The 15,808-nt window shown below is 49.2% G+C and carries 16 protein-coding genes; 4 read left to right on the top strand and 12 right to left on the bottom strand.

The features are described from left to right. Positions 1 to 71: 71 nt before the first annotated feature. The 6 genes from folE to NST83_RS03570 all read right to left on the bottom strand — a co-directional run bounded on the left by folE (position 72) and on the right by NST83_RS03570 (position 4,569). A complete protein-coding gene (gene folE, locus NST83_RS03595; protein WP_137061546.1) occupies positions 72 to 665 on the bottom strand; it encodes a GTP cyclohydrolase I FolE in 594 nt (197 codons plus the stop codon). 51 nt (positions 666 to 716) lie between these two features. Further along, positions 717 to 971, bottom strand: a complete 255-nt coding sequence (locus NST83_RS03590) for a YneF family protein (RefSeq protein WP_342416592.1) — start codon at positions 969 to 971, stop codon at positions 717 to 719. Positions 972 to 1,076: 105 nt separating this feature from the next. Beyond that, complete coding sequence (gene queG, locus NST83_RS03585; RefSeq protein WP_342416591.1) at positions 1,077 to 2,801, bottom strand: tRNA epoxyqueuosine(34) reductase QueG; 1,725 nt, start codon at positions 2,799 to 2,801, stop codon at positions 1,077 to 1,079. 89 nt (positions 2,802 to 2,890) lie between these two features. Continuing rightward, positions 2,891 to 3,328, bottom strand: coding sequence for a ribonuclease HI (rnhA, locus tag NST83_RS03580; RefSeq protein WP_025681918.1), 438 nt, complete (start codon positions 3,326 to 3,328; stop codon positions 2,891 to 2,893). 100 nt (positions 3,329 to 3,428) lie between these two features. After that, on the bottom strand, positions 3,429 to 4,013 hold the full coding sequence (gene lepB, locus NST83_RS03575; RefSeq protein ID WP_342416590.1) for a signal peptidase I: 585 nt from the start codon (positions 4,011 to 4,013) through the stop codon (positions 3,429 to 3,431). A 130-nt stretch (positions 4,014 to 4,143) separates the two neighbouring features. Further along, the gene (locus tag NST83_RS03570; RefSeq protein ID WP_137061542.1) at positions 4,144 to 4,569 is read right to left on the bottom strand and encodes a GNAT family N-acetyltransferase; all 426 of its coding nucleotides are present in this window, start codon (positions 4,567 to 4,569) and stop codon (positions 4,144 to 4,146) included. 526 nt (positions 4,570 to 5,095) lie between these two features. Between NST83_RS03570 and NST83_RS03565 the strand changes: the two genes are divergently transcribed. After that, positions 5,096 to 5,710: a superoxide dismutase gene (locus NST83_RS03565; RefSeq protein WP_342416589.1), complete on the top strand. Its 615-nt coding sequence runs from the start codon at positions 5,096 to 5,098 to the stop codon at positions 5,708 to 5,710. 81 nt (positions 5,711 to 5,791) lie between these two features. Here the strand turns inward: NST83_RS03565 and NST83_RS03560 are convergent, their stop codons facing one another. After that, positions 5,792 to 6,670, bottom strand: a complete 879-nt coding sequence (locus tag NST83_RS03560; protein ID WP_342416588.1) for a helix-turn-helix transcriptional regulator — start codon at positions 6,668 to 6,670, stop codon at positions 5,792 to 5,794. A 284-nt stretch (positions 6,671 to 6,954) separates the two neighbouring features. Between NST83_RS03560 and yiaY the strand changes: the two genes are divergently transcribed. Further along, positions 6,955 to 8,109, top strand: a complete 1,155-nt coding sequence (gene yiaY / locus NST83_RS03555) for an L-threonine dehydrogenase (protein WP_137061540.1) — start codon at positions 6,955 to 6,957, stop codon at positions 8,107 to 8,109. Between the two features lie 136 nt (positions 8,110 to 8,245). On the opposite strand, the gene mutY is transcribed toward yiaY, so the two are convergent. Continuing rightward, the gene (mutY, locus tag NST83_RS03550) at positions 8,246 to 9,481 is read right to left on the bottom strand and encodes an A/G-specific adenine glycosylase (protein WP_342417865.1); all 1,236 of its coding nucleotides are present in this window, start codon (positions 9,479 to 9,481) and stop codon (positions 8,246 to 8,248) included. Positions 9,482 to 9,485: 4 nt separating this feature from the next. Next, a complete protein-coding gene (acpS, locus tag NST83_RS03545) occupies positions 9,486 to 9,890 on the bottom strand; it encodes a holo-ACP synthase (protein ID WP_342416587.1) in 405 nt (134 codons plus the stop codon). Between the two features lie 179 nt (positions 9,891 to 10,069). On the opposite strand from acpS, the gene NST83_RS03540 reads away from it, so the two are divergent. After that, positions 10,070 to 10,897 carry an alpha/beta fold hydrolase gene (locus NST83_RS03540; protein WP_342416586.1) on the top strand — a complete coding sequence of 276 codons (828 nt, stop codon included), beginning with the start codon at positions 10,070 to 10,072 and terminating at the stop codon, positions 10,895 to 10,897. Positions 10,898 to 10,981: 84 nt separating this feature from the next. Here NST83_RS03540 and nadE read toward each other — a convergent pair whose 3' ends face one another. From nadE to NST83_RS03525, 3 genes are all read right to left on the bottom strand, one after another. Continuing rightward, entirely contained in the window at positions 10,982 to 11,791 is an 810-nt protein-coding gene (nadE, locus tag NST83_RS03535) for an ammonia-dependent NAD(+) synthetase (RefSeq protein WP_342416585.1), read from the bottom strand. 101 nt (positions 11,792 to 11,892) lie between these two features. Continuing rightward, positions 11,893 to 12,327, bottom strand: coding sequence for a BrxA/BrxB family bacilliredoxin (locus NST83_RS03530; protein WP_044646128.1), 435 nt, complete (start codon positions 12,325 to 12,327; stop codon positions 11,893 to 11,895). Positions 12,328 to 12,475: 148 nt separating this feature from the next. Then, positions 12,476 to 14,209, bottom strand: a complete 1,734-nt coding sequence (locus NST83_RS03525; RefSeq protein ID WP_342416584.1) for an ATP-binding protein — start codon at positions 14,207 to 14,209, stop codon at positions 12,476 to 12,478. Between the two features lie 292 nt (positions 14,210 to 14,501). Between NST83_RS03525 and NST83_RS03520 the strand changes: the two genes are divergently transcribed. Continuing rightward, on the top strand, positions 14,502 to 15,767 hold the full coding sequence (locus NST83_RS03520) for an NAD(P)/FAD-dependent oxidoreductase (RefSeq protein WP_342416583.1): 1,266 nt from the start codon (positions 14,502 to 14,504) through the stop codon (positions 15,765 to 15,767). Positions 15,768 to 15,808 lie beyond the last annotated feature (41 nt).

Here is a 15,808-nt window from a genome sequence, read left to right as displayed (position 1 = left end):
AAAAAGGGTGGCTACGCCTATATGCGTACCCCCCCCTTTTTATTCATCTCATCACTGTCACGCCTGTTCGGTCAATCCTTAAGCAGCGAGAGGAACTCTGCACGCTGCGCCGCATCATCACGAAACGTTCCGCGTACCGCAGATGTTACCGTTTTACTGCCAGGCTTTTTGACGCCTCTTGCGCACATACATAAGTGCTCGCCTTCCACGACCACCATAACCCCGTGAGCGGAGACCGCTTCATTCAAAATATCTGCGATCTGTGCCGTAATGCGCTCCTGCACCTGCAATCGGCGCGTTACAGCCTCAACCAGACGGGCAAGCTTGCTTAGTCCTACAATTTTGCCACTGGGTACATAGCCGATATGCACTTTTCCGAAGAAAGGAGCCATATGGTGCTCACACTGGCTGTAATAGACGATGTCCTTCACAATCACAAGCTCCTCGTGATTTTCGTCGAATGTTACACCCAGCGCATCCCGGGGATCAACCTCATAACCTGCGAATATCTCCTCATACATGCGCGCTACGCGTGCCGGTGTTTCCAGCAACCCTTCACGCTTAGGGTCCTCACCAATCAGTTGTAGAATTTGCTCCACATGGTACTCGATTTTATCCCGGTTATCCGCAGCTTTGCGGTTAATATAATCTTTTACGCCAGCCACAGTAATCCTCCTCTGTGCAACCTCTTGCGGCATCCGTGCTTATGTTGCTCACTATTTCCGACGGCCCTGACTTTTACGCTGACCTGGCTGATTTTTGGAGAACTGCTGGTTCTTCATCATCTGCTGGGCCTTCTGCATTTGCTTCCCATTCAGATTATAACCCATCTGCTTGGCCATTTTTTGCAGCGTATCAGGATCGTTTTGCATTTTTTCAAGCTGTTTGCGAAGATAATAAGCACCGATGAAAAATCCCCCAACCAAACCAACAATCAGGGTAATAATCGGAATGACAATATTCCACACCACGAAGTCGTCACCTCTGTATATTTATATGAAACCTCTTGTTATACACGAACCTATCATAGCAAAACATGGGACAGCTAGCAAATCACAATTTGCAAATGCCTGTCCTCATTCCTTCTCCAAATCCAGTAGCTTCATCTTGATCGGCAGCCCTCCTGCATATCCAACCAAGCTCCCGTTTGCACCCGATACCCGGTGACATGGAATCAGAATGGGCAACGGATTTTTGTTGTTCGCTCCTCCGACCGCACGTACCGCCTTGGCTCTGCCAATTGACTCCGCGATATCCTTGTAGGACACGCTTTGCCCATACGGAATATTTTGAAGCGCACGCCATACCTGCTCCTGAAAAGGGGTGCCCCTCAAATCATAGGCCACAGTGAAATCCCGTCGTTTCCCGGCAAAATACTCACGCAGTTGATCGGCAGCCTCACGCAGCTTTTCCGGCTCCTGCACATAGACATATTCCCCGATCCATGTACGTGCCCATTGCTGAAGCAGCGCCTCCTTCGCATGAAAAACGCCAAAATCAATCCGGCATAGCCCCCGATCCGTTGCACACAGCGTCAAAATACCTACGGGTGTCTCTATTTCATCATAATAAATCGTAGTCGGTCCCTGAACCGTTACTTCTGAGACCTGTTGCTGCTCAGCCTGTTCTCGTTCCTCAAGTTTGGAATGCGCCTGCGCGACCATTTCACGTACTTGCTCATGTTGTTCCTTCTCAGATGCTTGCTTGATCGCTGTCATTGCGTTTTTTCCTCCAATTCGGCTCAAAGCCCATGCTGCCGTACCCCGAAGCTCAGGACGCGGATCATCCAACAGAACCTCCGTCAGCTTGGGCACGGCGCTAATATCCTTGAAATTGCCGAGCGCAATAACTGCATTGCGCTGAATCGGCTTCTTTCCCCGCCAGGCTGCCGCACTTTGACCAAATCTCTTTTTGAATTCACGATTGCTCAACTCCAGCAACGGCAGCAGCAATGGCTTCACAATTTCGGGATCGGGTGTAAGCTCAGGATGATGATCCCAGTTGAGGCCCCGATTTTTGGGACATACGATTTGGCAGGTATCACATCCGTACAACCGGTTCCCGATTTTCAGCATAAATTCCTCATCCAGAAAGCCTTTCGTTTGCGTCAAAAAGGACACACATCGCTGGGCATTGAGCTGCCCCGGCCCGACAAGCGCACCCGTAGGGCACGCATCCAGGCATTTGGTACACTCCCCGCAACCGTCCGTCACCGGCTCATCTGGCTGAAAAGGGATATTCGTCAGCAGCTCACCAAGATAAATCCATGATCCCAGTGTCGGTGAAATCATCATCGTGTTTTTGCCGCTAAAGCCAATACCCGCCCGCTCCGCAACAGCCCGGTCTGATAGCTCCCCGGTATCCACCATATTTTTCATAATCGCGTCGGGAACCCGTTCACCTATAAAAGCCTCCAGCTTTTCCATCGCCTCGCGCAGCACCATGTGGTAGTCCTTACCCCAGGCGGAACGCGCCAAGATGCCACGGTACTTGCCTTTATCCGACTTCGGCGGGTCCTTCATTTTGGAAGGATAAGCCACCGCAATGGCAATCAAGGATGCAGGCTGCGAACCGTACAGCTCCGGGTAGATCCGTTTATCAATGTCCGGCTCCTCAAAACCGGATTCATAGCCTTTGGCACGATGCTCCTCCAATATTGCTTTCAGAGACAGAAAGGGATCGGCGGATGCGAACCCGATGGAGTCGATGCCCAGCCCCGGAGCGGCTTCGATAATCTCCTGCTTGAGCGAGGCCCAAGCCAAAGCGGTTCCGGCAGCCGTTGGTGTCTGTCCGCGTTGCATCCGATACTCACCTCTCTTTCATATCACTTATATGAGGTTTTTTGCAAAATCCTCATATCTCAAATTTCAACAGATTAGTTCAGCAGATGCTACCGTAAATTTTTAACAGCGCTGGTCGCCAAAAAATCACAGTGATTGTTCAGCTCGTTGTCACTGTGACCTTTGACCTTCACATACTCTACCTCATGCTTGCTCATCAGTTCCCACAGTTCTTCCCATAACTCCTTGTTTTCAACGGGCTGATTTTTACTGTTACGCCAGCCGTTACGAAGCCAATTCTTAATCCAGCCCTGTTTGAAGCAGTTTACGACATAGGCGGAGTCACTGTGCACCTTGACATGGCAAGGCTCCTTGAGCAGCTTGAGCGCTTCAATCACGGCCTTTATCTCCATACGATTGTTTGTCGTCATTTTTTCGGCCCCGGACAGCTCCTTGCGATGCTCTCCATATAGCAAAACGACGCCCCAGCCCCCAGGGCCGGGATTGCCCGAACAAGCGCCGTCGGTATATACCATCACTTCTTTCATACTTCTCTTCCTTTCCTGATCGGTCACCGCCTGCCCCGTCATGGTCCTGACGATTGGCACGCGTTCCGCATTGATTTTTAGCATACAGACTATACTTTCTCTACAGCCACTTCCACTCGGATATCGGCCAAAATACAAGCTCCGCACGCCCCAGCAAATCCTGAGATTTAATGCTGCCAAAATATCGGCTGTCCTTGCTGCCCTCGGCGTGTCGGTTATCGCCCATGACAAAAAAGTGTCCCGGCTCCACTGTAAAAGGACCGTAATCACCATCCTCAATCTCTGAGTCGGTGTAAGGCTCATTTTGCAGCTCGCCGTTCACATATAAATGATTATGCTCAACCCGGATTACATCCCCGGGAGTACCTATGACTCTTTTCACTAAAAATCTCGGGCTGGACGGCTTGGAGTCGGGATCCTGTAGGATCACGATGTCCCCCCTGCCTGGATCATGAAAATTGTAAACCAGCTTGTTAACGAACAAATGCTGACTTTCCATCAGCGTCGGCTGCATGGAATGTCCCCTGACCGTAGACAAATTAAACACGAACAGATTCAGCAGCAGCAAGATGGTCATCGCGATCAGAAGAGTCACCAGCCAATCGCGTATATAACTCCAACGACCAGTATGCTTGGACGTTTCCGGCGTAGGAAGCGGGCCTGACGAAGGAGCCAGTGTGTGCATATTAAACCTCCTCAACCCTGTTATAAATAGAAAAGCATATCCCGTACCCGATTGCAACGGTTACTCAGATATGCTTTAAATGGAAGTATTAGCTTTGAAAATATTCGATTCTCTTTATATCCATTGCTGATTAATGAGGAGCCAAAATACTGAGCTGCTGAAAAGCCTGCAAAATCTGGTTTGCCCCATAACCCATCGCTTCATACAAAGGCATGGCCGCGCTGTTGTGCTTGTCTCCGGCTACCCAGATGCGACTAACCTTACGTTGCTGAAAACGCTGCTCCATGAACTCCACAAGCGATTTGCCAATTCCCATCCGACGATGATCCGGGTGAATAGCAATACGATAATAACAACCCTGATTCTGATCAATCGTGCCGATCAGGGCGCCAACCAGCTCATCATCCTCTTCTGCAACAACGATCAAGCCGGAATCCCACGAAAGCTGACGGGCAAAAGCACCCACCGTCTCTTTGTAGCACTCCTCAGACAAGGCAACCTGCATGAGTCCCATTACTGGATTCACATCACTCAATTGAAAGGAACGAACGTGCATAAGTAATATCTCCCTTTTCGTAAGCTTAATAAAACAAATTGAGACAGCACCGTCATTTTTACATAAATCCTTAAAGTTGTTAGCATAGTGTTAATCACAAGGCATTATGATAAAAATGCAAACGATCTGCTATATATGAATTGAAGAACAGGAAAAGGGTGAATTCCCTCAAATTCGTCATATCCGCAGACATGACAAGATATAGCAGTCGACAAAAAAGCCGAAATTTCTGCTTCCTTGAACATTAAACCACACTTTTAGAAGGAATACATCCCTTTTTCTCATGTAAGCGCTATATATGAAGCGTTTACATTTTTGGGCTGCATAATTTTCCTTTTATTACCTATACATCATGTATTCCAAGCGGGTTTTTGGACATGATAGCTACCAGGTCGTATTGCCCAGTTTGCTATTTTACAAACAAAAATGTTGATAAAATAGCCTGAATGCGGTTTAATATAACTGTAGAGGGTATTATTACATAGGAATACCTTACCCAAACCATATAATCAGGAGGGATTTTACAATGGCATTTCAATTACCAGAACTTCCTTACGCGAAAGACGCACTGGAGCCGCACATTGATGCGCTGACAGTAGAAATTCACCATGATCGTCACCATAACACATATGTAACAAACCTGAACGCAGCTCTGGAAAGCGCTCCTGAACTGCAAAGCAAAAGCCTGGAGGATCTGATCTCCAATCTGGACAGCGTTCCTGAAAGCATCCGCCCTGCGGTTCGCAATAACGGTGGCGGACACCACAACCACAGCCTGTTCTGGGAAGTTATTGGCCCTAACGGCGGCGGACAACCAACTGGCGCTATTGCTGAAGCAATCAGCAACGAGTTGGGCGGCTATGACAAATTCAAAGAAGATTTTACCAAAGCAGCTACAACACGCTTTGGTAGTGGTTGGGCTTGGCTGGTTGTCGGCAAAGACGGCAAACTGGCAATCACCAGCACTCCTAACCAAGACAGCCCAATCTCCGAAGGTCTGACTCCGGTACTTGGACTGGACGTTTGGGAGCATGCTTACTACCTGAAATATCAAAACAAACGCCCGGATTACATTGCAGCATTCTACAATGTCATCAACTGGGATGAAGTGAACAAACGTTACGCAGCAGCGAAAAAATAAGCTGGTAACTCTATATCTGTAAAAAAAGCCAAGCGGCGATTCCCCGGTTACTGTGGAATCGCCGCTTGACTTTTTTTTACATTACGTAACCACAACTTGGCGCTGCACACTCATCTGATATTGCTTGGGTGTAACCCCGTACTTTTTCTTAAAAAGACCGATAAAATAGGAAACGCTCTCATAATTCAAATCAAAAGCGACCTCTGTCACGTTCCGGTGCTGGAGCCATTGCTTGGCGAGCTGCATTTTTTGATTCGTAATATAGTCGAGCGGGGTTAATCCTGTTATTTTTTTAAACTGATTCGTGAAATTCGCATGTGACATATTATAGTTATCCGCCAGATCCTTCACATACCTGATCCCAGGCAACTGCTCCTGAATATCCCGGATTGCCCGAAACACAGGATGCCGATGGTTCGTAAGCAGATTCTGCTCAAGCACCTGCATCTGTAGCAGATGATAGGCCATTTCCTGAGCGCTCAGATCAATCAGGAAATTTTTTCTTTCGACGGGATGTGCCATATATTGCTTGATCCGCTCCATAGATGCGGTAAGTGAATTCGCCTTTTCGTTCAGCTCGCAGCGAACCACCGCATGAGTCGGGGAACTCTCCGGGACCTGAAATTCCTCCTCTACCACGTTCCTTAACCGTTCCATCAACTGATCGCTTAATTCAAAGACCAGTGCCTTGGTTTGTTCTTTGATCTTCATTTCTACGCTGGACTGAGGAGGAAGCAGGATAATCTCCTGAGAATCGTATTCAAAACGCTCCATTTCATTAATTTTGACTTCTTTTCTCCCCTCCAAAATCGTACACAGCTTTGGGCATTCATATGAAGCATATTTCTCGTAATAATTTTCTGGGAGATCATAATACAAAATTCTGATCAGCTCGGTTTCATATCCATATTGCAGCTCACTATAACGATTAAAGTCGCCTAAAGTTTTGGAATGCTCCATCGTTTCACCCTTCAGCAGTTTGCATAATTCGATTCCAGTCGCTCATGGATACAATATATAGGCGGACAGAATCATTCCGATCTTTATATTGCTGATTGAAGGCCGCTCCCTGGATTTATGCAAAATGCTCCCTTTTAAAAATCACGATATTTTATAATAAAATGCGTTAGTTCCCGCCAATATAGGGCAGTATGATAAGGATATAAGGATGGTTGAAAGATCCTTTTATTCCATCATTATATCTTGATTTACCTCAAAATAATAACAAAGGTGGATGCATATTTATGACGGGAACCTCCAAATTCATGATGCCGGGTATGAGTCTTATGGGCTCGGGTGCACTGGCGGATGCAGGTACAGAAATCGGAAAATTGGGCTTTAAAAATGCATTGATCGTAACCGATAAGCCTTTAGTTGATATTGGAATTGCGAAAAAGGTAACAAGCATGTTAGACAGTCTAAACGTAAAATCCGTCGTATACAGCGGCACTCAACCGAATCCCACGGTTTCAAATGTAAATGAGGGTTTGGAGCTGTTGAACCAATCCGGGTGCGACTTTATTATTTCGCTCGGAGGCGGGTCACCGCATGACTGTGCCAAGGGAATCGCGCTTTTGGCCTCCAACGGCGGACAGATCGGGGACTACGAAGGCGTGGATAAATCCGAGAAGCCTTCCTTCCCTCTGATTGCCATTAACACCACGGCAGGAACAGCTAGTGAAATGACTATGTTTTGTATAATTACGGATGAAGAGCGTCATATCAAAATGGCGATTGTTGACAAGCACACGACACCACTCATTGCCGTCAATGATCCTGATCTGATGATGGCTATGCCCAAGTCATTAACTGCCGCAACAGGGATGGATGCGCTCACTCACTCTATTGAAGCTTATGTTTCCACCAATGCCACACCGATCACGGATGCTTGCGCGCTTAAAGCCATTGAGCTGATTCGGGATTATCTGGTCAAAGCTGTGGATGACGGAAACGATGTGGAAGCTCGTAGCCAAATGGCCTACGCCGAGTTCCTCGCAGGGATGGCCTTCAATAACGCCGGATTGGGCTTTGTTCACGCCATGGCACATCAACTGGGTGGCTTCTATAATCTGCCGCATGGGGTCTGTAACGCCATTTTGCTGCCGCATGTAGAGCGCTATAACGCCAAGGCTTCCGCCGAACGACTCACCGATATTGCCCGTACACTTGGCGAAAAAACGGACGGTGTAACACCGGAGCAAGGTGCCAGCCTAGCCCTGCACGCCATTGAAAAGCTGGCTAAACGGGTCAACATCCCTTCCGGGCTAGAAGAACTCGGCGTCAAGCGAGAAGATTTCGCTGTTCTCGCCGCCAACGCACTCAAGGATGCCTGCGGTGTAACCAATCCGATTCAACCTACGCAGCAAGAAGTGATCGACATTTTTGAACAAGCGATGTAGATAAAGGCATAGCCTAAAACCCGGCTACGACTATGGATAGGTATTACCTATATGCATCGTTATTTAAATGAGATGTCAGGCTGAATAAAAAAAGAACAAAAAAAGCTGTCGGGACTTCTCCCGACAGCTTGGGGACCTACACCAAGGTCCCTTTTTGCTTCGCAAAATATTCGGTGATTAGATCGAGGAACACCTTGGGAAACGCCAAGGTGTCCATATCGGCCTCGCTGATCCAGCGGTACCCCGCAGGCAGCGCCGCGCACTCCTCCTGCTCCGCCAGCGCAAGCAGCGCACCCGGCTTCGCACCGTCGGTGCTGTAGCCTGCCCGCTGCTCGGCAGCCAGCGACTGTCCGCCAGCCTCTCCAGCAGGGCTGGCGACCTCTTCACACTGGAACACACGCAGGTTCCAGTGAATGTGGCTGAACGTATGCTCCGCCTCACGTACGAACCGCACCGGACGGGCGAGCACGCCCTCCGCCAGCAAATGACCCGCCAGGTGATCCATGGCTGGCTCATCCGGCACCGGGCCGTTGTAGCCCTCCGGCCCGACAAGCTCGTGCGGCAGCTCCCACATGCGGGCCAGCAGGCCCTTGGCCGGGCGTTGACGCACGAGCAGGCGGCCTGTGTTCGCGCCGCTGCCCTCGATGAGGGCGACGGAACGCGGCTCCAGCCGCGGCGGCTTCGCCTTCGTCTTGACCGGCAGCGTCTCCTCGCGGCCTGCCAATCGGCCTGAGCAATGCTCCATGACCGAGCAGGTCAGGCACTGGGGCGACTTCGGCGTGCAGACCAGCGCACCCAGCTCCATTAGTGCCTGATTGAAGTCGGAGGCTCTCCCTTCAGGGATCAGTTCCCGCACCAGACTTTCCATATGTGCTCGCGTGCTACCCTTCATGATATCCTCTTCAATCAAGAAATAGCGCGACAGCACGCGCATCACATTCCCATCCACAGCAGGCTCCGGCCGATTGAAGGCAATGCTCATAATCGCTCCCGTCGTATACGGGCCTACGCCTTTCAGAGCGGCGACAGCCTGCGTATCATCCGGTACTTCCCCACCGTGAAGCTCAACCACTTGTTTCGCTGCCGTTTGCAAATTCCTGGCTCGGGAATAATATCCCAGCCCTTCCCACAGCTTAAGTACATCCTCCTCGGGCGCTTCCGCCAGCGCCTCAATCGTCGGAAACCGTGCAATAAAGCGGTTAAAATACGGAATCACCGTATCGACACGCGTCTGCTGGAGCATAATTTCCGAAATCCAGATATAAAAAGGATTCCGGTGTCGGCGCCACGGCAAATCCCGCTTGCTTCGTGTATACCAATTCAGCAGCTCGAAGCTGAAATAACGTTTTTGTTCCAATGTATGGGTGGTCATCACATCACGTCTCCTTATATTCAACAATCACAAAAGCAGAGGCAATGTTGGGTTGATGTGTAATACTCAGGTGAATGCTATAATCCGAGCCGCCCGCACCCGGTAGCCCGAGTCTGTGCCACGCAGGGGCAGACAAATAAACCGCTGGCTTGCCCCCAGACTCCGGTAAAATATCCATATCGCCGAACCCGATGATCTGCCCAATTCCGCAGCCGAAGGCTTTCGTTATCGCTTCCTTCGCGGCAAAACGCCCTGCTACAAACTCCGCCAGCCTGCCCTTTCGCTCCATAGCAAGGTCGCGTTCAGCCGGGGTCAACACCCGATTTAAAAAAGCGTCTGCATGCTTGCCTGCCAATATGTCAGCCATCCGGCTCATTTCCAGCACATCATGTCCGATTCCGTAGATCATTTGGGTATTCCCCGTCCTTTTATACTTTACTGCCCTTATTGTAACAGCGTGTCCACATCATGGCGAGTCGCAAAGCCGTAAAATCAGCACCAAAATATGTTAAAATAAGAAAGGCTATTTGCGAAATGTTGATTTAGCTTATATGCCCATTTAAAATTCCCGTAGAAAGGAAGGATAGGATGTCAGAATCACTCGTTATTGAAGCAGGTACGGAAGCAGGTACAGATGCGGTAATCAGGGCTTCCTGGTTTCCCTCCAAAAATACAGCCAAAAGCTTGCTCGTCATTGCTCATGGCTATAAGGGCTTCAAGGATTGGGGCATGTTCCCCTATATAGCAGAAGCCTTGAGCACAGACAACCATGTCGTAACCTTCAACTTTTCACATAACGGCATAGGTGAGGATCTAACGAATTTTACCGAGCTGGAAAAGTTCGCACGGAACACCTACAGCCGGGAACAAGAGGATTTGGACTTATTGCTGACAAATCTGAGAGCACGCCACGAGTTCAGACAACTGCCGTTGTTTCTGTTAGGACACAGCCGAGGTGCGGGAAGCTGCTTCATCTATGCGCTGGATCATCCGGAAGAGGTTTCAGGCGTCATTTCATGGAATGGCGTAACTGACCTGGACCTGTTCACCTTGCCGCAAAAAGAAGAAATGCGGACCAAGGGTCGCAGCTACGTACCCAACGCCAGAACCGGACAGCAGCTTCCGCTGGATCTTGTTATTTTGGAGGATCTGGAGCAAAATCGCCAGCGCTTTGCCATCGTGGACAGGCTTAAAGACAGCCAACAGCCTGCCGTACTCATTCAAGGTACCGAGGATTCCAAACGCCTGCGTGAAGGCTCTGCCCTGCTTACCTCAGTTCGTCCTGATATTGAGTGGGTACAAATTCAAGGGGGCAACCATACCTTCAATACCGTTCATCCGTTCCAGGGAAGCAGCCTTCCGCTGGATCAGGCGATTACCGAAACCCGCCGCTTCATGGAATGGATCACCAATTAAGCCATAGCCTGCTGTCAATACAAACGGCGATCCGCCGGGCGGATCGCCGCATTATTATTTTACAATTCCATAATTGTTCGCTGCTTAAATGCCTGGAATGCTTGTCCGCTTATGCGCTGTGCGTGTGAAGAAGCTTTCTAGCTTTTCACGTGCCGCCGGGTCAATTTCCTTGCCTTCCAGATAGTCGCTGTTCGCTTCGTAAGAAATACCCAGTTCTTTTTCATCCGTCTGGCCTTCCCACAATCCCGCTGTAGGCGCTTTGTCTAAAATGACCTGCGGAACTCCCAGGTAGCTCGCCAGCAAACGCACCTGACGCTTGTTCAGCGTGCTGAGCGGCGTAATATCAACGGCACCATCACCCCATTTGGTATAAAAGCCTGTGATAGCTTCCGAGGCATGATCTGTACCTACAACGAGCAAATTCAGCTCATTTGCAAGCGCGTACTGAACCACCATACGTGTTCTTGCCTTTACATTCCCTCTCACTTGCGGAGTAATGGAGCGCTCAAGACCAATATCCTTCAACGAATGCTCCACCTCCACGGCAATCTTGTCCACCGCTTCCTGAATGTTCGTTTCCCCTGCATATTTCAGGTCAAACGCTTTGGCTACCGCGTAGCTATGCTCGATATCTTCCTGCTTGCCATACGGCTGAAATACTCCAAGCGTTTTGTACTCTTCGCCTTGCTCCTGCGTCAGCTCATCCGTAGCCTGTTTGCACAAGGCAGCCGCTACAGCACTGTCGATCCCGCCGCTGATGGCGATTAGCAGGCCCTTGCTTCCAGTTTTCGTGACATACGTCTTGAGGAAATCCACACGCTTGCGGACCTCGGCCTCTACGTTAATGGTAGGCTGTACTCCCAATTCAGCAATAATCTGTTCCTGCAAACTCATCAGATAAGCACCTCTTTTTTAGGAATTTCCTTCACAAGCCAACATGCAAAAGCCCCGGCAAGTTTCGCAAGCGAAAAATGCGGGGCCTAGCTTGAGCAGTATTACCGGCAAAAACGGTCAAATGCACTGGTTAAATCAGCAGCGATTTGGTCTGCCGAACGATCCTCCACCTGATGACGCTCGATGAAGTGAACCAGTTCGCCGTCCTTCAACAGCGCGATCGAAGGAGAAGATGGCGGATATGGTGCGAAAAATTCGCGTGCCTTCGCCGTTGCTTCCTTATCCTGACCAGCAAAAACCGTGTACAGATGATCCGGTGTAATATCATGCTTCAGCGCTTCGGCTACACCCGGACGGCATTGACCTGCGGCACAACCGCACACCGAGTTCACAACGACCAGCACTGTGCCTTTGGCATCAGGCAGTTTGGCCTCCACATCTTCCGGAGTACGCAGCTCCTGAATTCCGAGACTTGTCAGTTCTTCGCGCATCGGCTGAACAGAATCTCTCATATATTGATCAAAAGACATCGACATATTCGTTCACTCCTTTTCGAAAAATCATGTATATTATGTTGCTTCATTTCAGCCTCTGCCGTGTGAAAGACATGGACATCTAATCTTTATTATACAATCTTTTTCACGCAATTTGCAAAAATCCAGATATATATTTGTACAATTATTTCTATATGGAATTCATGGAGGGTGATTCAGAATGATCCCTGTGAGTTGGAATGGTTCTGCGCAATCGAACTTTAAACTGCGTTCCCATTCCCTCCACCGAATCTACTGCAATCGTACCGTGATGACGCTCTACAATACTTTGGCATAAGGCCAGGCCCAGACCTGTACCTTTCGTTTTGGTCGTGTAAAAAGGCTGGAACAGCTTTTCAAGCTGATTTTGCGGAATACCGGGACCCGTGTCCTTCACTTCCAGCTCCACAAAATCGCCCTCTTCATGCGTTGAAATCGTCAGCACACCTTTATCCCCCATAGCCTCCATCGCATTACGCGACAGATTGAGCAGCAATTGCTTCATTTCCTTAGAGTTCAAATGCAACATTGCGACATGATCCTCCAGCTTCAGCTCGATCGTCTGTCCTCTCAGATTGGCATCTGCCCACAGCAGAGGAGTGAGTTCACGGATAATATCATGCAGATGGCATTGCTCCTTCTCGACAATCCGGTTTTGGGCAAGTGACAGAAAATCGTTAATAATTCCATTCGCCCGGTCCAGCTCCTCCATCACAATACGATAATAGTGACCGAGGGAATCGGGACTCTTTTCGCGCATGAGCTGTAAAAATCCCCGCACAACCGCCATCGGATTGCGTATTTCATGAGTAATGCCCGCCGCCATCTGTCCGACCAGACTAAGCCTCTCGAAATTGCCCAGCTCGCTGCGCAGTGTCTCCAGCTCTGTAATGTCCTGTAAGGCGATAATGACACCTGTCGTTCGGCTTACATGTTTATCATGAATGGGAAGGAAGCTTGAGAAAAATACTTTGGGAGGCACATTTATAAAATCAGCACCCGCCTCTCCTTCAAGGGCCTTCGCAACCCGTTCATTGACCACTGGTGCAGTGCTTAAACCAAACAGCGTTGTCAAAGGACGCCCCACCACCTCAGGAAGCGTAATAAACGGATCGACGTCCCGATAGAGTTCCAGCATCGTTTTGTTCATATGTACAACTCGTTCCTCGCTGTCCAGAGTTACCAGGGCTAACGGCATCAGATCCAACACTTGACGCAGCTTATCGGCTTCAATTAGATATTTGCTCGTAAACTCGGTCACATCCCGCCGCAACGCCAGCTTCTCGAAGGCATTTCGCATCAGACTGACGACCAAAAAGCTTGCCAGCACACCTGCTGCAATGTTCCAAAGCGTCGTAAGGAGATCAGGAACATATACCCAAACATCCTGTTTGCCCCACAGTAGCGAGAAAATCGCTTTAAGCAGCAAATCAGCCGCAACATAGGCAGAAATAAGAAGTTTTTTGTCCAATAATGTTCCTCTTTGAAAAAACTTGACGTGCAGCAGCATAAAAGGAAAAAGAATAAAACCCGTACCCACATACATTGGCGACATTGCCGTAGACTGGGCTATAATCAGAACACTAACCAGCGCAGAAGCGGCAAGAATACATGCTGTGCGCCGTCTGCCGTACATGATGCCAACAGCGAGGGGGATAATCCCCAGATTGGAAGGTAGGCCATAAGGAGGCTGATATTGAAAGAGCGAACATAGCAATATGGCTGGCAAGCAGCACCAAAAAAGGATCCTTTGATTAGATGCGGAAAGCAGATTGCCACCCCAAACCTTTTTCTTATCCCCATAATCCGTTAATATAGAGAAAAAACCCGCAGACATCACGGCAAGGAGAACTTGAAGCATACTTTCCTTCAACGCAATTAACAAGGACTTCTCCCCCTCATCATCTTTCCTTGACGCCGTTAGTTGAATTAAAGCACAGGCTACAATATATTACAATATATGTGTTAAAATCCCGGTATAGAACGACAAATTCTGCGAAACATAGATTAATAGAAGATGACGTCTTTACGTGAATACCCAAGCTTGTGATAGGGTATATCCTTATACAGAAATACAGCGATAATGTGTATCTAAGGTAACGGTATTACGATATGGGGAAATCCTGATATCCTATTTTGAGTTTTCAAAAAATTTTTCAACAAAAAGGAAGAGGTTCATGACATACGACGTTATTGTGATTGGAGGCGGCTCTGCCGGATTAATGGCCGCTGCAGCAGCCAGTTGTGAGGGCGCCAAGGTGCTTTTACTCGAAAAAGGAAATAAACTCGGACGAAAGCTGGGTATTTCCGGTGGAGGGCGCTGCAACGTCACGAATGCAAAAGAGCTGGACGAGCTGATCCGGCACATCCCCGGCAATGGACGTTTTCTGCACAGTGCGCTGGCGGCTTTTGGCAACCGGGATATCATCGCCTTTTTTGAACAACTGGGCATAGCCTTAAAGGAAGAAGACAACGGGCGTATGTTTCCGGTGACGGATAAGGCCAAAACAGTTGTCGATGCTTTGGTCAACAAGGTTCGTTCTCAAGGAGTCGACATTCGGACGAATTGCCCCGTACAGGAGGTTCTATACAAAGAAGGTCGTACTGCGGGGGTAAGACTGCGTTCCGGGGAAACCCTTCGCAGCCGCAACGTGATTGTAGCGGTTGGCGGCAAGTCCGTCCCTCATACAGGCTCGGAAGGTGACGGCTACGCATGGGCAGAGCAAGCAGGCCATACGATCACCGAGCTGTATCCCACGGAGGTTCCATTAACGTCAGGTGAGACGTTTATCCAGACGAAGGAGCTACAAGGTCTATCTTTGCGCGACATCAGCCTAACCGTGTGGAATGCGAAGCAAAAGAAGGTAATCACCCACGAAGGGGACATGATTTTTACACACTTTGGCCTGTCCGGTCCCTCCGCCTTGCGATGCAGTCAGTTTGTCGTAAAAGGGATGAAAAAGGACAAGACCAGCACGGTACTGCTGACTCTGGATTTGCAGCCTCACAAGCATGCTGATGAAGTCTATCGGGAAACACTGGAGCTGGCGGCAGCCGATGCCAAAAAGGCGATTAAAAACGTGCTCAAGCCCTATTTGCCGGAACGCCTGATTCCGCTGCTGCTCCAGCAAACCGAGCTGCGTGAGGATTTGACGTATGATCATATTCCGAAGCAGCAATGGCAGGAGTTAGCCCATCGAATCAAGGCATTTCCGATTCGGGTGAACGGTACGCTCTCTCTGAAGGAGGCGTTCGTTACCGGAGGCGGTGTAAATTTGAAGGAAACCAATCCAAAAACGATGGAGTCCAAGCTGATGCCGGGACTGTTTTTCTGCGGTGAGATTTTGGATATTCACGGGTATACGGGCGGCTATAATATTACCGCAGCGTTTACGACGGGGCATACGGCGGGAACACAGGCGGCTTTAAACGAAATGCTGTAGGAGTGTGGAGACCCTAGCTTACGATCGCTGTTGCTTCTCCA

This window comes from Paenibacillus sp. FSL R10-2782, assembly GCF_038592985.1.
Classification (GTDB): Bacteria; Bacillota; Bacilli; order Paenibacillales; family Paenibacillaceae; genus Paenibacillus; species Paenibacillus terrae_C.
The sequence above is the reverse complement of the archived record's forward strand: the minus strand, read 5'-3'. Positions and strand labels throughout refer to the sequence as shown.